Below are 17,685 nucleotides of genomic sequence, written 5' to 3'. Positions count from 1 at the left end.
ATGGTGAGCCATGAAGGATTCGAACCTTCGACCCTCTGATTAAAAGTCAGATGCTCTACCAACTGAGCTAATGGCTCGTAAATGGCTGGGCTAGCTGGATTCGAACCAGCGCATGACGGAGTCAAAGTCCGTTGCCTTACCGCTTGGCTATAGCCCATTAATATTTACTAGTATGGTTATCTTTTCAAAAAAATAAACCCTCTCAGGTTATTTTAAAGAAAATGGTGGAGGGGGGCAGATTCGAACTGCCGAACCCAAAGGAGCGGATTTACAGTCCGCCGCGTTTAGCCACTTCGCTACCCCTCCGACATTTAAAAATATATGGTGGAGGATGACGGGATCGAACCGCCGACCCCCTGCTTGTAAGGCAGGTGCTCTCCCAGCTGAGCTAATCCTCCAAAAGTGGTGACCCGTACGGGATTCGAACCCGTGTTACCGCCGTGAAAGGGCGGTGTCTTAACCACTTGACCAACGGGCCAAAAAAAAAAAAAACAAAACTTTTCCCAAGCTTCCAACCGGGCTTGAACCGGTGACCTCTTCCTTACCATGGAAGTACTCTACCAGCTGAGCTATGGAAGCATAATGGCTCCGCAGGTAGGAATCGAACCTACGACCGATCGGTTAACAGCCGATAGCTCTACCGCTGAGCTACTGCGGAATAATATAAGCCTGGCAACGTCCTACTCTCACAGGGACAAGGTCCCAACTACCATCGGCGCTAGAGAGCTTAACTTCCGTGTTCGGTATGGGAACGGGTGTGACCTCTCTGCCATCATTACCAGACTTTTATCATTATACACATTCTTTTGAGAATGTCAAAAGGAATTTTAAATATATATTCCTTCAAAACTAGATAACATTAGCTTCATATTATATGGTTAAGTCCTCGATCTATTAGTATTCGTCAGCTCCACATGTCACCATGCTTCCACCTCGAACCTATCAACCTGATCATCTTTCAGGGATCTTACTAGCTTACGCTATGGGAAATCTCATCTTGAGGGGGGCTTCATGCTTAGATGCTTTCAGCACTTATCCCTTCCGCACATAGCTACCCAGCTATGCCCTTGGCAGAACAACTGGTACACCAGCGGTGCGTCCATCCCGGTCCTCTCGTACTAAGGACAGCTCCTCTCAAATTTCCTGCGCCCACGACGGATAGGGACCGAACTGTCTCACGACGTTCTGAACCCAGCTCGCGTACCGCTTTAATGGGCGAACAGCCCAACCCTTGGGACCGACTACAGCCCCAGGATGCGATGAGCCGACATCGAGGTGCCAAACCTCCCCGTCGATGTGGACTCTTGGGGGAGATAAGCCTGTTATCCCCGGGGTAGCTTTTATCCGTTGAGCGATGGCCCTTCCATGCGGAACCACCGGATCACTAAGCCCGACTTTCGTCCCTGCTCGACTTGTAGGTCTCGCAGTCAAGCTCCCTTATGCCTTTGCACTCTACGAATGATTTCCAACCATTCTGAGGGAACCTTTGGGCGCCTCCGTTACACTTTAGGAGGCGACCGCCCCAGTCAAACTGCCCACCTGACACTGTCTCCCGGGTCGATGAGACCCGTAGGTTAGAATTTCAATACAGTCAGGGCGGTATCCCACCAGCGCCTCCACCGAAGCTAGCGCTCCGGTTTCAATGGCTCCCGCCTATCCTGTACAAACTGTACCAAAATTCAATATCAGGCTACAGTAAAGCTCCACGGGGTCTTTCCGTCCTGTCGCGGGTAACCTGCATCTTCACAGGTACTATAATTTCACCGAGTCTCTGGTTGAGACAGTGCCCAAATCGTTACACCTTTCGTGCGGGTCGGAACTTACCCGACAAGGAATTTCGCTACCTTAGGACCGTTATAGTTACGGCCGCCGTTTACTGGGGCTTCAGTTCAGAGCTTCGCTTACGCTAACCCCTCTCCTTAACCTTCCAGCACCGGGCAGGTGTCAGCCCCTATACTTCGCCTTACGGCTTCGCAGAGACCTGTGTTTTTGCTAAACAGTCGCTTGGGCCTATTCACTGCGGCTTTCCGTTAAGAAAGCACCCCTTCTCCCGAAGTTACGGGGTCATTTTGCCGAGTTCCTTAACCAGAGTTCTCTCGCACACCTTAGGATTCTCTCCTCGCCTACCTGTGTCGGTTTGCGGTACAGGCACCTTTTATCTCGCTAGAAGCTTTTCTTGGCAGCGGGGAATCAAAGACTTCGCTCCATAAGGAGCTTCCCCATCACAGCTCAGCCTTCACGATAAGCGGATTTGCCTACTTATCAGCCTAACTGCTTGGACGTGCACAACCAATCGCACGCTTCTTCTATCCTTCTGCGTCCCTCCATTGCTCAAACGATAAAGAGGTGGTACAGGAATATCAACCTGTTGTCCATCGCCTACGCCTGTCGGCCTCGGCTTAGGTCCTGACTAACCCTGAGCGGACGAGCCTTCCTCAGGAAACCTTAGGCATTCGGTGGACGGGATTCTCACCCGTCTTTCGCTACTCATACCGGCATTCTCACTTCTAAGCGCTCCACCAGTCCTTCCGGTCTGACTTCACTGCACTTAGAACGCTCCCCTACCACTGATACCATTGGTATCAATTCGCAGCTTCGGTGGTGTATTTAGCCCCGGTACATTTTCGGCGCAGAGTCACTCGACTAGTGAGCTATTACGCACTCTTTAAATGGTGGCTGCTTCTGAGCCAACATCCTAGTTGTCTAAGCAACTCCACATCCTTTTCCACTTAATACACACTTTGGGACCTTAGCTGGCGATCTGGGCTGTTTCCCTCTTGACTACGGATCTTATCACTCGCAGTCTGACTCCTAAGGATAAGTCATTGGCATTCGGAGTTTGACTGAATTCGGTAATCCGATGAGGACCCCTAGTTCAATCAGTGCTCTACCTCCAAGACTCTTACACTTAAGGCTAGCCCTAAAGCTATTTCGGGGAGAACCAGCTATCTCCAGGTTCGATTGGAATTTCTCCGCTACCCACACCTCATCCCCGCACTTTTCAACGTGCGTGGGTTCGGGCCTCCATTCAGTGTTACCTGAACTTCACCCTGGACATGGGTAGATCACCTGGTTTCGGGTCTACGACCACGTACTAAACGCCCTATTCAGACTCGCTTTCGCTGCGGCTCCGCCTCTTCAGCTTAACCTCGCACGGGATCGTAACTCGCCGGTTCATTCTACAAAAGGCACGCCATCACCCATTAACGGGCTCTGACTATTTGTAGGCACACGGTTTCAGGATCTCTTTCACTCCCCTTCCGGGGTGCTTTTCACCTTTCCCTCACGGTACTGGTTCACTATCGATCACTAGGGAGTATTTAGCCTTGGGAGATGGTCCTCCCAGATTCCGACGGAATTTCACGTGTTCCGCCGTACTCAGGATACATTCAAGAGAGAACGAAGTTTCGACTACGGGGTTATTACCCTCTGTGACGGACCTTTCCAGGTCGCTTCGTCTACCTCGTTCCTTTGTAACTCCGTATAGAATGTCCTACAACCCCAAGAGGCAAGCCTCTTGGTTTGGGCTAGATTCCGTTTCGCTCGCCGCTACTCAGGAAATCGCATTTGCTTTCTCTTCCTCCAGGTACTTAGATGTTTCAGTTCCCTGGGTCTGTCTTCCATACCCTATGTATTCAGGTAAGGATACCATACCATTACGTATAGTGGGTTTCCCCATTCGGAAATCTTCGGATCAAAGCTTACTTACAGCTCCCCGAAGCATATCGGCGTTAGTCCCGTCCTTCATCGACTCCTAGTGTCAAGGCATCCACCGTGCGCCCTTTCTAACTTAACCAAACTAAAATTAAAAAAATATGAGCTACACTGTTATCTAGTTTTCAAAGAACATACATTTAAACTTGAGAGATAGTTCTCTCAAAACTGAACGAAACAAAACAAGTCAACGTTTATTGATGAACTGCGTTCATCAATTCTCCATAGAAAGGAGGTGATCCAGCCGCACCTTCCGATACGGCTACCTTGTTACGACTTCACCCCAATCATCTGTCCCACCTTAGGCGGCTGGCTCCATAAAGGTTACCCCACCGACTTCGGGTGTTACAAACTCTCGTGGTGTGACGGGCGGTGTGTACAAGGCCCGGGAACGTATTCACCGCGGCATGCTGATCCGCGATTACTAGCGATTCCAGCTTCATGTAGGCGAGTTGCAGCCTACAATCCGAACTGAGAACGGTTTTATGAGATTAGCTCCACCTCGCGGTCTTGCAGCTCTTTGTACCGTCCATTGTAGCACGTGTGTAGCCCAGGTCATAAGGGGCATGATGATTTGACGTCATCCCCACCTTCCTCCGGTTTGTCACCGGCAGTCACCTTAGAGTGCCCAACTTAATGATGGCAACTAAGATCAAGGGTTGCGCTCGTTGCGGGACTTAACCCAACATCTCACGACACGAGCTGACGACAACCATGCACCACCTGTCACTCTGCTCCCGAAGGAGAAGCTCTATCTCTAGAGTTTTCAGAGGATGTCAAGACCTGGTAAGGTTCTTCGCGTTGCTTCGAATTAAACCACATGCTCCACCGCTTGTGCGGGCCCCCGTCAATTCCTTTGAGTTTCAGCCTTGCGGCCGTACTCCCCAGGCGGAGTGCTTAATGCGTTAACTTCAGCACTAAAGGGCGGAAACCCTCTAACACTTAGCACTCATCGTTTACGGCGTGGACTACCAGGGTATCTAATCCTGTTTGCTCCCCACGCTTTCGCGCCTCAGTGTCAGTTACAGACCAGAAAGTCGCCTTCGCCACTGGTGTTCCTCCATATCTCTACGCATTTCACCGCTACACATGGAATTCCACTTTCCTCTTCTGCACTCAAGTCTCCCAGTTTCCAATGACCCTCCACGGTTGAGCCGTGGGCTTTCACATCAGACTTAAGAAACCACCTGCGCGCGCTTTACGCCCAATAATTCCGGATAACGCTTGCCACCTACGTATTACCGCGGCTGCTGGCACGTAGTTAGCCGTGGCTTTCTGGTTAGGTACCGTCAAGGTGCCAGCTTATTCAACTAGCACTTGTTCTTCCCTAACAACAGAGTTTTACGACCCGAAAGCCTTCATCACTCACGCGGCGTTGCTCCGTCAGACTTTCGTCCATTGCGGAAGATTCCCTACTGCTGCCTCCCGTAGGAGTCTGGGCCGTGTCTCAGTCCCAGTGTGGCCGATCACCCTCTCAGGTCGGCTACGCATCGTCGCCTTGGTGAGCCGTTACCTCACCAACTAGCTAATGCGACGCGGGTCCATCCATAAGTGACAGCCGAAGCCGCCTTTCAATTTCGAACTATGCAGTTCAAAATATTATCCGGTATTAGCCCCGGTTTCCCGGAGTTATCCCAGTCTTATGGGTAGGTTACCCACGTGTTACTCACCCGTCCGCCGCTAACTTCATAAGAGCAAGCTCTTAATCCATTCGCTCGACTTGCATGTATTAGGCACGCCGCCAGCGTTCATCCTGAGCCAGGATCAAACTCTCCAATAAAGTTAGTTTGTCTAGCATCTAAAAATAAAAATTGACGTTCACGTTGTTTGTTTCGTTCAGTTTTCAAAGAACTACTTAGTCGCTCATTTGCGACTTCCTTATGTTAACATCTTCATTTTTCGATGTCAACTAAGTTTTTTAATTTCTTTTTTGTCGTTTTCTGCGTTTCTGCATCAGCGACGTTTATTAATTTATCATATCCTTACTCTTAGCGTCAACACTTTTTAATAAAAAATTCTTTTTCTTACATAACGAATACATTCTTCCCTATTAGCAACTCTCCGAAATAAACAAAAAATGATTTTATACCTTTCTTCCATCGCCTTTTTTACAACGCTATGTATACGCTCATCTTCAAAATCAAATAAAAGTTCCTCTAACTCTCTCTTCAGTATGTATTCCATTTCTTTTTTCTCTTCCTTCGTCAACATAATCCCAAGCAAATTATCACCTCAATAACTCCTTACGTGTACCGATAAACGCCCCACTCATTTTCAATTATCAATAATGTATCACCAAAAACAAAATTCTATCACTCATTATATCCACCACTTACGATATTAATCCCTTGTTCTCTTTTTTAAATTTAAAGCATATATGTAACTGAAAAGGATTGGACAAAGGGGCGTAATATTATGTTTTTCTTTTTTATTACGAGTAAAAGAACATTTAAACACATTAGCTTAATAGTCGTACTTTCCTTATTTACAGCATGGCTACTCTTTTTAAAAACATATTCACATGAATCTGCTTTTTCAACTGCTACTGGCCCTAAAGTGATTTACAAAGGGGACACTGCAAAAAAACAAGTTGCATTCACGTTTGACATTAGCTGGGGGGACAAAAAAGCTATTCCAATCCTTAATACACTCAAAGAAAGAGAAATTAAGAATGCAACCTTCTTTCTCTCTGCTGCATGGGCTGAAAGACACCCTGATATTGTCGAACGCATCATGAAAGATGGACATGAGATTGGTAGTATGGGCTATAATTACACATCCTACACTTCACTAGAAGCAAATGAAATACGACGAGATCTTTTGCGGGCACAAGATGTTTTTACGAAACTTGGCGTAAAACAAGTCAAGCTATTACGTCCACCTAGTGGCGATTTTAACAAAACAACTCTTAAAATAGCGGAATCACTCGGATACACCATCGTTCATTGGAGTAACAATTCAAATGACTGGAAAAATCCCGGCGTAAATAAAATCATTTCCACAGTCTCTAGCAATTTAAAGGGTGGAGATATCGTCTTATTACATGCTTCTGATTCTGCCCTTCAAACAAATAAGGCTTTACCATTACTCTTACAAAAATTAAAGAGCGACGGATATGAACAAACATCTGTATCACAACTTATTTCCAACACAAGTACAAAAAGTGAAGATATTAAGTAGTTCCTTTCTACACGGTCCTTCACACATAAAAAGCTCTGCTATCTTTTGTTAAGATAGCAGAGCTTTTTTATCCTAGCATTTACAGACGATAAGAATCTGGATAATTAAAAATCCACTCTCCTCATTAAGCTGACTTACTCTTTTGTCCAATTAAACGATGCAATACAAGTAACTGATATGAATTACATAATAAAAGTGGTATCACCATTAAATATAACCAATCTGTATCATTAATCCGGAGCGCTGGTACCCATTCAAGAATTGTTACAACAACCATAAAGAACAGAGCGGGAACAAATGCTTTTTTATTCGTTTCTTTACTCTTTATATAAGCGACAATTGCCCCAAACACAAATAACATCCCAGCAACAAGTATGTTATTCCCTAATGAAACTTCCCCATTTGCAACAAGTACTGACCTTAAATAAACGAAATCAAATAATACGAACGCAATAAAGAACAGTTGCACTGTATTCCATAAAGAAGATGACCGAAACATCCCTAATCCAAAACGATGGATCGTTAAATACGCAAAGAACCCCATTTGACTTATAACACTAAAAATAAATCCTACGCCCATCAACCAAAAGGAAATTGCTAAAATCTCTTTTCCGTCGAAATTTTGAAAAAATTTAGCGTACTTGTCCCACTCTAAAACAAAACCAATAAAGACTGTGCTAATCCCACCAAGAAACAACGTCGTAAAAAATAGTCGTACCCACTTGCGGCTATTCACAACACATCCCCCATTATTCTTATATTTCTAATTAAATTGTAACAATGACAATTTCAAAAAGCTAGCCATGTTAATGTATAAATTCCTTAAAGAGATTTATATTAAAAAAAGAGAACTTTGCTGAAAGGAGCTCCAACTTATGAAACGGATGCTGCTCGTTTTGATTTCTTCTTTTCTATTTATAGCACTAGCGGCATGTGCACAAGAAAAAGAAGCAAAATCCGAACTTGATTATGATCAAACAAAAAAAATGATTGTTGATATTTTAAAAACCGATCAAGGAAAAAAAGCGATCCAAGATGTATTAACTGATGAAAAAATGAAACAAGCACTCATACTAGATGAAACAGTAGTAAAGAAAACGATTGAAGATGCACTGGTATCTGAAAAAGGGCAACAATTCTGGGAAAAGCTCTTTAAAGACCCTGAGTTCTCATCGAAATTTGCTAAAAGTATGGGAAAAGAACAAACAAACTTAATGAAAACTTTACTAAAAGATCCTGAATACCAATCAGGTGTTATAGAGATTATGAAAAATCCTGAAGTAGAGAAAATTATGTTACAAACAATGAAGAGTAAAGAATATCGTCAATATTTACAGCAAGTACTAACTGAAACTGCCGAAAGTCCTCTCTTCCAAGCTAAGATGATTGACATCATTAGTAAAGGTGTACAAAAAGCCGAAAAAGGTGGGTCTGATAAGAAAGGCGCAGGTGGTGAAGGCGGTTCTCAAGATGGGAACAAAGAACAATAATAAAAATTATAGCACTGAGTGGACAATGTATATATTGTCCACTCATTACTACTTTATTTTTGTGTAACAGCTGTTTTATCAATAACTGTCTCAGCTATCGTACGATAAATGAGACCCGTTGTATGTGTATCTTCATATACTGACGGCGCAAAGTCCTCTTTATTCCAATCAGGTTGTTGAAGTGGAATTCGGCCAAGTATATCCGTTTGGAGTTCCGTAGCCAATTTATCTCCTCCACCTCTTCCAAACACATACTCTTTTTCACCAGTTGCTTTACTTTCAAAATACGCCATATTTTCAACAACACCAAGAATACTATGTTCTGTACGTAAAGCCATGGCTCCAGCGCGCGCTGCTACAAATGCCGCTGTTGGATGCGGCGTTGTTACAATAATCTCTTTACAAGCCGGCAACATCGAATGTACATCTAAAGCAACATCACCCGTACCTGGTGGTAGGTCCAATACTAAGTAATCTAAATCACCCCACTCTACTTCTGTGAAAAAGTGATTTAACATTTTCCCAAGCATCGGTCCTCTCCAAATAACAGGTGCGTTATCTTCTACAAAGAATCCCATTGAGATTACTTTCACGCCTAGACGCTCCACTGGTATTATCTTATCACCTCTTACGATTGGACGTTTTTCTATACCCATCATATCCGGTACACTAAAACCGTAAATATCCGCGTCAATGATACCAACCTTTTTGCCTAAACGAGCTAAAGCAATTGCAAGGTTAACAGAAACAGTTGATTTCCCTACTCCACCTTTTCCACTTGCCACTGCTAAAAATGTTGTATTTGAGTTCGGTGATAATAAGGATTCACTTTTCTCTTCCTCTTGCGGTGGTGCAAACTGAGCTAATTCCTCTTCTGTAAATTCTGCAAAACGAAGTCCAACTGTTGTTGCTCCAAGTTCTTTTACTAACTTTACAATTCCAGACTGCAACTGCATTTGTTCCGCTGTACCCGTCTTTACAATTGCAATTTTAACACTTACATGTTCCTTCTCAGGTTTGACTGTCACCTCTTTAATTGCATTTGTTTCTTTTAACGTTTTATGTATAAACGGATCTACAATCCCTTCCAATGCTTCCACTACCTGCTCTTTTGTTACCATAATTAGCCCAGCCCCCTGTATGAAAAATAACGTATTGTTAATTAAATTTATCTCTCTTTATTTTTGAAATAAATGCGTTTACATTTCCAGTATAACATATTTTCGGAAAACTTCGTTAACGAGAGAAACTCGAAAAAATCCTCCTTATTCTGGAGGATTTCCTTTTTCCGTAAAATAACGTAATATACCACGATATATTGCAGCAGCTACTTTTTGTTGGTATTTCTCCGAATTTAACATATATCTTTCATTCACATTCGATAAAAAGCCAGCCTCAATTAAAGCACCTGGTGTTTTGGCATACTTCAATAAATACACGTGAGGAATTGTTTTAGCAGAACGATTCGTATTTTCTAAGCTTGTTCTCAATTCAGCTTGTATAAATTTAGCAGCCCGTTCATTTTCAATCGAAGAACGATAGTAGAACGTTTGTGCGCCCTTAGATCCACTACTAGTTAGGGCATTTAAATGAATACTCGCAAAAAAGTCTACATCAGGCTTATTAATGATCTCAACACGCTTTTTTAAATCCTCTGCTTTACGTCTACTATATGACTTTGTATCTTTATTAGCTAAATCATAATCTCCTTCACGCGTTAAAATAACTAAAGCACCTTGTTCTTGTAAATAATCTTGTACCTTTTTTGTAATCTCAAGTGTAATATCTTTTTCTACAATATCCTTTCCACCAACAGCCCCTCCGTCTGGCCCACCATGCCCAGCATCTAGTACAATCACTTTCCCTGATAAGGGTAAATTCCAAGCTCGCCACGATTTTGTAATTTGAAATTCTTGTTTAACTAAAAAAAACAAAACAACCGCAGCGAGCGCAAAAGAGATAATTCGAATTCTCTTCATACCTTTCCTCCTCCAGCTAGTCCCTCTAATTACTTATATGGGACAAGAGGAAAGTTTATGCTTGTCTTAGTGTAGCTTTAATCGATATCTTCTTTCGCCTTTTTCATACCCTTCCTGCCACCACAAGCCGATAAACTGCTGGCAAGATTCAAAAAGCAATTCCTCGTCTTGCAACTTAATTTCACGTATAGTCATACTCGTTAAAAATTGAAATAACGTTTCAGTTAATTGTTGTTCTTCTTCTAAAGCCCTATATTTCACATCAAAGAATGATTCACCATGATAACCAAATTTACTGTATCTCGCTCCTAATAAATAAGATTCTATCCCTAGTTCAATGCAATAATCTTCATACTGACGATGAAGTTCTTGCATCTGAAAGGCATCACGAATATTTAAACGCAATGTTTTTAATGATAATTCTCGCAGCATCTTCCGCTCGTATTTTAACTGCTTTTCTTTTTGTTTTTCTTGTAAGCTGACAATGACATTCATAGTACTTATAAACCTCCCTAATACGTATTAGTCTAAACTTCTAAAGAAGAAGCATACGTAGGACGGTAGCACTAAAATATTCCAAGCTAAAAAAATTACAAAAGAAGAATTAAACATAAAAAAACCCCAACCAAAATGGTTGGGGTTTGTAGTTCGCAAAAATTAACGTTTTGAGAACTGAGGTGCACGACGTGCGCCTTTAAGACCGTATTTTTTACGCTCTTTCATACGTGCGTCACGAGTTAATAGACCCGCACGTTTTAATGTTAGACGGTATTCTGGATCAGCTTTTAATAAAGCGCGAGAAATACCGTGACGAATAGCACCAGCTTGACCAGTGTATCCACCACCATTTACGTTTACAAGTACATTGTAGTTACCTAAAGTTTCTGTTGCAACTAGAGGTTGTTTCACTACTTCACGTAATGCAGCAAATGGGATATAGTTTTCAAAATCACGACCGTTAATAATAACGCGTCCTTCGCCTGGAACTAGGCGTACGCGCGCTACTGAACTCTTACGACGTCCAGTGCCATAGTATTGAACCTGTGCCAAAGTAAGCCCTCCTTTAATTAATTATCCGCGAAGTTCGTAAACTTCTGGTTGTTGTGCTTGGTGTGGATGCTCTGCTCCAGCATACACGTTTAATTTCTTAGACACTTGACGTCCTAAACGTCCTTTTGGAAGCATGCCTTTAATTGCAAGCTCTAACATTTGTACAGGGTAGTTTGTACGCATTTCTAGAGCTGTTCTTTGCTTAAGTCCACCTGGGTGGTTAGTGTGACGGTAGTAAATTTTATCGTTTAATTTATTACCTGTTAAATGAATTTTCTCAGCGTTAATAATAATTACATGATCACCCGTGTCAACGTGTGGTGTAAATGTTGGTTTGTGTTTACCACGTAAAATGGATGCTACTTCAGTAGATAGGCGACCTAAAGTTTGACCTTCAGCATCAACCACATACCATTTACGCTCAACTTCGTTAGCTTTTGCCATAAAAGTCGTACGCATGTGTTTCCCTCCTCGTTATCTTTTCCATAGAAAAAATCTATTGTTTATCTTAAACACGATTTCCTTCCGGGGCTAATCGTGGTTTTAGAAACAATACCATATGTTATGATATACTTTTGAGTTTCTAATGTCAAGCAAATGTTACACCAGGATTAGTTGTTATAGTTTACCTGCCATAAGTAAAGTCCATGACCTGGAGCCATCTTTCCAGCAAACTGGCGATTTTGTTTCGCTAAAATCTCTGGAATACTATCCGGATCAAGCTTTCCTTGACCTACGCTAAGTAACGTACCAACAATAATTCTGACCATATTATATAAAAATCCATTACCTACAAAGCGAAAAATTAATTCATCGTCTTGCTCAATTAATTCGATTTCATAAATTGTTCGTACTTTATCTTTTTTGTCAGTTTTTGCCGAACAAAAAGAAGTAAAGTCATGCGTTCCAATAAAATAAGGAATCGCTTTTCTTATAGAGTTTATTTCGAGTGGATATGGATATTGATATACGTAATTTCTACGGAATACATCCGCAGTCTTTGATAATAATACACGATAGCGATATTCTTTTTTCTCGACACCGTAACGTGCATGAAATTCTTCTGTTTTCTTCTCTACCTGCCTGATAATAATATCATCCGGCAACATTGTATTTAAAGCATTACTCCATTGCCACTCTTCAAGAGACAAAGGTGTATCAAAGTGTATCACTTGTCCTTTGGCGTGAACGGTAGAATCCGTTCTGCCTGATGCCTGTACACGAACAAGTTCTCCTTTATGCAACTTCTGCAATGCTTTCTCTATTTCTTGTTGAACAGTCCGATGCTGTGGTTGAATTTGGTAACCACAAAAATGAATGCCATCATATGCAACTGTACATTTTATTCTTTCCATTTCTCTATTCTCCATTACGACCGCACCCATGCCAAAATACAAGCTAAACAAAGTAAGCTTACAATTGTTACTGTATCACTTATTTTCCAGCGTAGTTGCCTAAATTTAGTACGTCCTTCGCCACTTTTATATCCACGAGATTCCATCGCAATCGCTAAGTCCTCTGCACGCTTAAAAGCACTGATAAATAATGGAACGAGTAGTGAGATAATAGCTTTCATCCTATCTTTTATCGGTCCCCCGGCGAAATCAATGCCACGTGACGCTTGTGCTTTCATAATTTTACTCGTTTCATCCATTAATGTCGGGATAAAACGTAGTGAAATTGACATCATTAATGCGATTTCATGAACAGGAACTTTTATACGCTTGAACGGCTTTAATAACGTCTCCAACCCATCTGTAATTTCAATAGGTGTCGTCGTTAACGTTAATAATGTCGTCATTAAAATAATAACGAAGAATCGTATAGAAATGTATATCCCTTGCTCTAATCCTTTTTCATGTATCGAAAACCAACCAAGCTGGAATAGTACTTCCCCTTCTTTATTTGTAAAAATATGCAGGAAAAATGTAAAAAGAAAAATCCACAGAATTGGTTTTAAGCCCGAAAGTACATAACGAATCGGCACTTTTGCAAAAAATAAAGCAATGAGTGCATATAAAAATAAAAATCCATATGAAATCGCATTATTTGCTAAGAAAACAACAAATACATATAAAAAGACAATCAACAGCTTCGTACGAGGATCAAGTTGATGAATGAGTGACTGACCTGGAATATATCTCCCAATAATCAACTGCTGCATGATTCATGACCACCTTTTCGTAACACCTGTACAACTTCATGAGTAAGATCCTCTAAAGATAAGGTAGCCTTCGAAATTGAAATACCAAACTTCTCTTCAATTGCACGTTTATACTTTAAAGACATTGGAAGATCCACACCGATTTGTTCTAATTCATCAGCATATGAAAATACTTCCTCTGCTCTTCCTTGCAAAAAGACCGTTCCTTTATGCATGACCACTATTTGATCTGCATACTTAGCGGCATCCTCCATATTATGGGTAACAAGAATGACTGTAAGCCCCTGTTCCTTATGCAAATTGTAAAACATCTCCATGAGCTCGTGCTGTCCTTTTGGATCAAGCCCTGCTGTAGGTTCATCTAATACAAGCACTTCGGGTTCCATCGCTAGTACGCCTGCTATTGCAACACGCCTCATTTGCCCACCGCTTAATTCAAACGGAGAACGTGCTAATAACTCTATGTCCAATCCAACAAGCTGGATTGCATCTTTCGCCTTTTGTTTTGCCTCTTCTTCAGATACACCAAAATTAGTCGGTCCAAAACAAATATCCTTTTCAACTGTTTCTTCAAATAGTTGATGTTCTGGAAACTGAAAGACAACCCCTACTTTTTTTCGTAGCGGCTTAAGCTTTTTCTCTTTCTTCCCTGCTGAAATTAAATGTTCACCAATTTGAACCGTACCATTTGTCGGCTGCAATAAACCATTTAAATGTTGAATCATCGTCGACTTACCTGAACCAGTATGACCGATAATGGCATAATAGCCCCCACTTGGAAACGACACGTCTACATCATAAAGTGCGCGTCTTTCAAATGGAGTTTTATATTGATAACGATGTTCTACTTTTTGGAATGTAATCTCCAAAGTTCGTTCACCAAGCTTTCCATTGTAAGATGCGTATTTTGCAAGTGAATTTCATTTCTTTTTAATAATTCTGCTATTTTCACCGAAAAAGGTACATCTAATCCAATCTCTTGGAGCATATGAGAGGATTTGAAAATTTGCTCTGGAGTACCTTCCTCTAATATTTCTCCCTTGTTCAAAATAATAATACGGTCTGACTGTGCCGCTTCTTCTAAATCGTGCGTAATCGATAACACCGTAATACCCTTTTGATCAACAAGTTGTCTGACCGTTTCTACTACTTCACGTCTCCCCTGAGGGTCTAACATTGAAGTTGCTTCATCTAGTATTAAAATAGATGGTTGAAGTGCTAGAACACCTGCTATTGCGACTCGCTGCTTTTGTCCACCAGATAACGAATGGGGTTCTTCATTTAAAAAATCTTCCATACGGACAAGTTGCAGAGCTTGTTCTAGTCTTTCTATCATCTGCTCCCTTGGCATTCCGATGTTCTCTAGGCCGAATACAACGTCATCTTGTACTGTCGTTCCAACAAATTGATTATCTGGATTTTGAAATACCATGCCAATTTGCTTTCGAACATCCCATACTGTTTCCTCTGATAAAATCATTGTATCATTTAAAGTAATTTCCCCTGATTCCGGTAAAAATAAGCCATTCAATAATTTTGCAAGTGTAGACTTCCCTGAACCATTTTGTCCAATAACAGATACCCATTCTCCTTCATATAAGGAAAACGAAACATCTTTTAATGCATAAGAGGCTGCCCCAGGATATTGAAATGATATATTTTCTGTCCGAAGTTTCTCTTTTTTCAATACAAGGCACCCTTTCTTTCGTCAAGTTAGCCTATTTTTATACTTAAAAAAAAAGGGCCATGACCAGTTACTTGAAAAGAACTGTCCTGCCCTTTTAATCATCATTATACTAACTCGATAATTACCATTGGTGCTGCGTCTCCGCGACGTGGACCAATTTTTGCAATACGAGTGTATCCGCCTTGGCGCTCAGCATAGCGTGGAGCTACATCAGCGAATAATTTTTGAAGTGCATCTTGACCAGTCTCAGCGTTAGCAACCTCATTACGGATGAAAGCTGCTGCTTGACGACGAGCATGAAGATCTCCGCGTTTACCTAAAGTGATCATTTTTTCCACTACAGAACGAAGTTCTTTTGCACGAGTTTCTGTCGTTTGGATGCGCTCGTTGATAATTAAATCAGTAGCTAAATCACGTAACATAGCTTTACGTTGCGCACTTGTACGGCCTAATTTTCTGTATGCCATTCGTAGTTCCCTCCTTTGTTGATGGGTTTAAATCCTCAGTCGTCTTTACGTAAACCTAAACCTAATTCCTCAAGTTTATGTTTAACTTCTTCTAAGGATTTACGTCCTAAGTTACGAACTTTCATCATATCTTCTTCTGTTTTGTTCGCAAGCTCTTGTACAGTATTAATTCCTGCACGTTTTAGGCAATTATAAGAACGAACAGAAAGATCTAGTTCTTCGATAGTCATCTCAAGAACTTTTTCTTTTTGATCTTCTTCCTTCTCGACCATAATCTCAGCATTTTGTGCTTCGTCAGTTAAACCAACAAAGATATTTAAATGCTCAGTTAAGATTTTGGCACCTAAAGAGATAGCTTCTTTTGGCCCGATGCTTCCATCCGTCCATACATCAAGCGTAAGCTTATCATAATTAGCCACTTGTCCGACACGTGTCTTTTCCACTTGGTAAGTCACACGTGATACTGGAGTATAAATAGAATCAATAGGAATTACTCCTATTGGTTGATCTTCGCTTTTATTTGCATCAGCTGGCGTATACCCACGGCCACGCTTTGCAGTTAAACGCATGCGGAAATGCGCATTTTTTGCTAACGTCGCAATGTGTAAATCTGGATTTAAGATTTCAACATCACTATCGTGAGTAATATCAGCAGCTGTGACAATACCTTCGCCCTGTACATCGATTTCCAACGTCTTCTCTTCTTCAGAGTAGATTTTAAGAGCTAACTTTTTCAAGTTTAAGATCATCGTCGTAACGTCTTCTACTACGCCCTCAACTGTTGAAAATTCGTGTAAAACGCCATCGATTTGGATAGCAGTTACAGCGGCACCAGGGAGTGAGGATAAAAGAATACGACGTAAGGAGTTACCCAAAGTAGTACCATATCCACGCTCAAGCGGTTCAATCACGAATTTGCCATACTTAGCATCTTCGTTAAGTTCAACCGTTTCGATTTTCGGTTTTTCGATTTCAATCATTAACTAAACCCTCCTTCAAAACGTCGAAACCCCGGTTAAACAAAGGAAGAACCTCTGTTTAACCGAAAGTCCCCCTTAGGCAGTTCCCGATTGTGCACAACAAGCGATGTTTCTGTACGAAATTTCTCGATAATGCATCATATCCATTATAGACAAAAGGGAAAATTCTATACAGAAAAATTACACACGACGACGTTTTGGTGGACGACATCCATTATGAGGAACTGGAGTAACATCTCTAATTGCTGTTACTTCTAGACCTGCCGCTTGAAGAGCACGAATTGCAGCTTCACGACCAGCACCAGGACCTTTAACAGTAACCTCTAAAGTTTTTAAACCATGCTCCATTGCAACTTTAGAAGCAGCTTCAGCAGCCATTTGCGCAGCGAATGGAGTAGATTTACGAGATCCACGGAAACCAAGTGCACCAGCACTAGACCAAGAAAGTGCGTTACCATGAGTATCTGTAAGTGTTACGATTGTGTTGTTGAAAGTAGAACGAATATGAGCTATACCAGCTTCAATATTCTTTTTCACACGTTTTTTACGAGTGTTTGTTTTACGTGCCATTGTTAGTTCAACCTCCTTTACTTATTATTTCTTTTTATTTGCTACTGTACGACGTGGACCTTTACGTGTACGAGCATTGTTTTTAGAGTTTTGACCACGAACTGGTAAACCACGACGGTGACGAAGACCACGGTAAGAACCGATCTCCATTAGACGTTTAATGTTAAGAGATACTTCACGACGAAGGTCTCCCTCAACTTTAATACGATCGATGATATCACGGATACGTCCTAATTCATCTTCCGATAAATCACGAACTCGTGTTTCCGAAGAAATACCAGCTTCTGTAATAATTTTTTCAGCAGTTGTGCGACCAATGCCGAATACGTAAGTTAAAGAAATAACAACGCGCTTGTCACGAGGAATATCTACACCTGCGATACGTGCCATTCTGAATGCACCTC

At 41.6% G+C, this 17,685-nt stretch carries 17 protein-coding genes, 7 tRNA genes and 3 rRNA genes; 2 read left to right on the top strand and 25 right to left on the bottom strand.

Going from position 1 to position 17,685, the window contains the following annotated elements; translation table 11 throughout:
* Position 1 precedes the first annotated feature (1 nt).
* From QCI77_RS00925 to QCI77_RS00875, 11 genes are all read right to left on the bottom strand, one after another.
* Positions 2-77: transfer RNA gene (locus QCI77_RS00925), tRNA-Lys, on the bottom strand.
* Between the two features lie 5 nt (positions 78-82).
* A tRNA-Gln gene (locus QCI77_RS00920) sits at positions 83-157 on the bottom strand.
* Between the two features lie 65 nt (positions 158-222).
* Positions 223-306: transfer RNA gene (locus QCI77_RS00915), tRNA-Tyr, on the bottom strand.
* A 16-nt stretch (positions 307-322) separates the two neighbouring features.
* Positions 323-398, bottom strand: a tRNA-Val gene (locus tag QCI77_RS00910).
* 5 nt (positions 399-403) lie between these two features.
* Positions 404-478 (bottom strand) — tRNA-Glu (locus tag QCI77_RS00905).
* A 28-nt stretch (positions 479-506) separates the two neighbouring features.
* Positions 507-579: transfer RNA gene (locus QCI77_RS00900), tRNA-Thr, on the bottom strand.
* Positions 580-583: 4 nt separating this feature from the next.
* Positions 584-658 (bottom strand) — tRNA-Asn (locus QCI77_RS00895).
* Positions 659-667: 9 nt separating this feature from the next.
* A 5S ribosomal RNA gene (rrf, locus tag QCI77_RS00890) occupies positions 668-783 on the bottom strand.
* A gap of 91 nt (positions 784-874) precedes the next feature.
* A 23S ribosomal RNA gene (locus QCI77_RS00885) occupies positions 875-3,796 on the bottom strand.
* 146 nt (positions 3,797-3,942) lie between these two features.
* A 16S ribosomal RNA gene (locus QCI77_RS00880) occupies positions 3,943-5,494 on the bottom strand.
* The 16S, 23S and 5S rRNA genes sit together here with 7 tRNA genes alongside, the layout of an rRNA operon.
* A 224-nt stretch (positions 5,495-5,718) precedes the next feature.
* Positions 5,719-5,937, bottom strand: coding sequence for a hypothetical protein (locus QCI77_RS00875; protein ID WP_002139933.1), 219 nt, complete (start codon positions 5,935-5,937; stop codon positions 5,719-5,721).
* Between the two features lie 192 nt (positions 5,938-6,129).
* On the opposite strand from QCI77_RS00875, the gene pdaB reads away from it, so the two are divergent.
* Positions 6,130-6,894 (top strand): polysaccharide deacetylase family sporulation protein PdaB, encoded by a 765-nt coding sequence (gene pdaB, locus QCI77_RS00870; RefSeq protein ID WP_002029332.1) that lies wholly within the window; start codon positions 6,130-6,132, stop codon positions 6,892-6,894.
* 124 nt (positions 6,895-7,018) lie between these two features.
* On the opposite strand, the gene kbaA is transcribed toward pdaB, so the two are convergent.
* Positions 7,019-7,630 carry a KinB signaling pathway activation protein KbaA gene (gene kbaA / locus QCI77_RS00865; protein ID WP_002124701.1) on the bottom strand — a complete coding sequence of 204 codons (612 nt, stop codon included), beginning with the start codon at positions 7,628-7,630 and terminating at the stop codon, positions 7,019-7,021.
* Positions 7,631-7,769: 139 nt separating this feature from the next.
* On the opposite strand from kbaA, the gene gerD reads away from it, so the two are divergent.
* Positions 7,770-8,384 carry a spore germination lipoprotein GerD gene (gene gerD / locus QCI77_RS00860; protein WP_002009716.1) on the top strand — a complete coding sequence of 205 codons (615 nt, stop codon included), beginning with the start codon at positions 7,770-7,772 and terminating at the stop codon, positions 8,382-8,384.
* Positions 8,385-8,437: 53 nt separating this feature from the next.
* Here the strand turns inward: gerD and QCI77_RS00855 are convergent, their stop codons facing one another.
* The 13 genes from QCI77_RS00855 to rpsM all read right to left on the bottom strand — a co-directional run bounded on the left by QCI77_RS00855 (position 8,438) and on the right by rpsM (position 17,671).
* A complete protein-coding gene (locus QCI77_RS00855; RefSeq protein ID WP_002009718.1) occupies positions 8,438-9,505 on the bottom strand; it encodes an Mrp/NBP35 family ATP-binding protein in 1,068 nt (355 codons plus the stop codon).
* 144 nt (positions 9,506-9,649) lie between these two features.
* Positions 9,650-10,363: an N-acetylmuramoyl-L-alanine amidase CwlD gene (gene cwlD / locus QCI77_RS00850; protein WP_002009721.1), complete on the bottom strand. Its 714-nt coding sequence runs from the start codon at positions 10,361-10,363 to the stop codon at positions 9,650-9,652.
* Positions 10,364-10,429: 66 nt separating this feature from the next.
* A complete protein-coding gene (locus tag QCI77_RS00845; protein ID WP_002029335.1) occupies positions 10,430-10,858 on the bottom strand; it encodes a DUF2521 family protein in 429 nt (142 codons plus the stop codon).
* A 162-nt stretch (positions 10,859-11,020) separates the two neighbouring features.
* Positions 11,021-11,413: a 30S ribosomal protein S9 gene (rpsI, locus tag QCI77_RS00840; RefSeq protein ID WP_002009728.1), complete on the bottom strand. Its 393-nt coding sequence runs from the start codon at positions 11,411-11,413 to the stop codon at positions 11,021-11,023.
* 21 nt (positions 11,414-11,434) lie between these two features.
* Positions 11,435-11,872, bottom strand: a complete 438-nt coding sequence (gene rplM / locus QCI77_RS00835) for a 50S ribosomal protein L13 (protein WP_002029337.1) — start codon at positions 11,870-11,872, stop codon at positions 11,435-11,437.
* 152 nt (positions 11,873-12,024) lie between these two features.
* Positions 12,025-12,768 carry a tRNA pseudouridine(38-40) synthase TruA gene (gene truA / locus QCI77_RS00830; protein ID WP_002124694.1) on the bottom strand — a complete coding sequence of 248 codons (744 nt, stop codon included), beginning with the start codon at positions 12,766-12,768 and terminating at the stop codon, positions 12,025-12,027.
* Positions 12,769-12,782: 14 nt separating this feature from the next.
* Positions 12,783-13,577: an energy-coupling factor transporter transmembrane component T family protein gene (locus QCI77_RS00825; protein WP_002124692.1), complete on the bottom strand. Its 795-nt coding sequence runs from the start codon at positions 13,575-13,577 to the stop codon at positions 12,783-12,785.
* Positions 13,565-14,446, bottom strand: coding sequence for an energy-coupling factor ABC transporter ATP-binding protein (locus QCI77_RS00820; protein WP_002124690.1), 882 nt, complete (start codon positions 14,444-14,446; stop codon positions 13,565-13,567). The genes QCI77_RS00825 and QCI77_RS00820 overlap by 13 nt, the downstream gene beginning before the upstream one ends.
* The gene (locus QCI77_RS00815; protein ID WP_353824401.1) at positions 14,422-15,264 is read right to left on the bottom strand and encodes an energy-coupling factor ABC transporter ATP-binding protein; all 843 of its coding nucleotides are present in this window, start codon (positions 15,262-15,264) and stop codon (positions 14,422-14,424) included. The genes QCI77_RS00820 and QCI77_RS00815 overlap by 25 nt, the downstream gene beginning before the upstream one ends.
* A gap of 104 nt (positions 15,265-15,368) precedes the next feature.
* The gene (rplQ, locus tag QCI77_RS00810) at positions 15,369-15,731 is read right to left on the bottom strand and encodes a 50S ribosomal protein L17 (RefSeq protein WP_000331490.1); all 363 of its coding nucleotides are present in this window, start codon (positions 15,729-15,731) and stop codon (positions 15,369-15,371) included.
* A 35-nt stretch (positions 15,732-15,766) separates the two neighbouring features.
* On the bottom strand, positions 15,767-16,711 hold the full coding sequence (locus QCI77_RS00805) for a DNA-directed RNA polymerase subunit alpha (protein WP_002009743.1): 945 nt from the start codon (positions 16,709-16,711) through the stop codon (positions 15,767-15,769).
* Between the two features lie 180 nt (positions 16,712-16,891).
* Positions 16,892-17,281 (bottom strand): 30S ribosomal protein S11, encoded by a 390-nt coding sequence (rpsK, locus tag QCI77_RS00800; RefSeq protein WP_002009745.1) that lies wholly within the window; start codon positions 17,279-17,281, stop codon positions 16,892-16,894.
* Positions 17,282-17,305: 24 nt separating this feature from the next.
* Positions 17,306-17,671, bottom strand: a complete 366-nt coding sequence (gene rpsM / locus QCI77_RS00795; RefSeq protein WP_002063431.1) for a 30S ribosomal protein S13 — start codon at positions 17,669-17,671, stop codon at positions 17,306-17,308.
* Between the last annotated feature and the right edge of the window lie 14 nt (positions 17,672-17,685).

The organism is Bacillus cereus group sp. MG9, from assembly GCF_040459995.1.
Classification (GTDB): domain Bacteria; phylum Bacillota; class Bacilli; order Bacillales; family Bacillaceae_G; genus Bacillus_A; species Bacillus_A mycoides.
The sequence above is the reverse complement of the archived record's forward strand: the minus strand, read 5'-3'. Positions and strand labels throughout refer to the sequence as shown.

Bases quoted from the DNA above. Each gene is read 5' to 3' on its own strand.
- rpsK (WP_002009745.1), bottom strand. From the start codon at position 17,281: ATGGCACGTAAAACAAACACTCGTAAAAAACGTGTGAAAAAGAATATT.
- QCI77_RS00845 (WP_002029335.1), bottom strand. From the start codon at position 10,858: ATGAATGTCATTGTCAGCTTACAAGAAAAACAAAAAGAAAAGCAGTTA.
- gerD (WP_002009716.1), top strand. From the start codon at position 7,770: ATGAAACGGATGCTGCTCGTTTTGATTTCTTCTTTTCTATTTATAGCA.
- QCI77_RS00805 (WP_002009743.1), bottom strand. From the start codon at position 16,711: ATGATTGAAATCGAAAAACCGAAAATCGAAACGGTTGAACTTAACGAA.
- cwlD (WP_002009721.1), bottom strand. From the start codon at position 10,363: ATGAAGAGAATTCGAATTATCTCTTTTGCGCTCGCTGCGGTTGTTTTG.
- rpsM (WP_002063431.1), bottom strand. From the start codon at position 17,671: ATGGCACGTATCGCAGGTGTAGATATTCCTCGTGACAAGCGCGTTGTT.
- rplQ (WP_000331490.1), bottom strand. From the start codon at position 15,731: ATGGCATACAGAAAATTAGGCCGTACAAGTGCGCAACGTAAAGCTATG.
- truA (WP_002124694.1), bottom strand. From the start codon at position 12,768: ATGGAAAGAATAAAATGTACAGTTGCATATGATGGCATTCATTTTTGT.
- QCI77_RS00825 (WP_002124692.1), bottom strand. From the start codon at position 13,577: ATGCAGCAGTTGATTATTGGGAGATATATTCCAGGTCAGTCACTCATT.
- QCI77_RS00855 (WP_002009718.1), bottom strand. From the start codon at position 9,505: ATGGTAACAAAAGAGCAGGTAGTGGAAGCATTGGAAGGGATTGTAGAT.
- rplM (WP_002029337.1), bottom strand. From the start codon at position 11,872: ATGCGTACGACTTTTATGGCAAAAGCTAACGAAGTTGAGCGTAAATGG.
- pdaB (WP_002029332.1), top strand. From the start codon at position 6,130: ATGTTTTTCTTTTTTATTACGAGTAAAAGAACATTTAAACACATTAGC.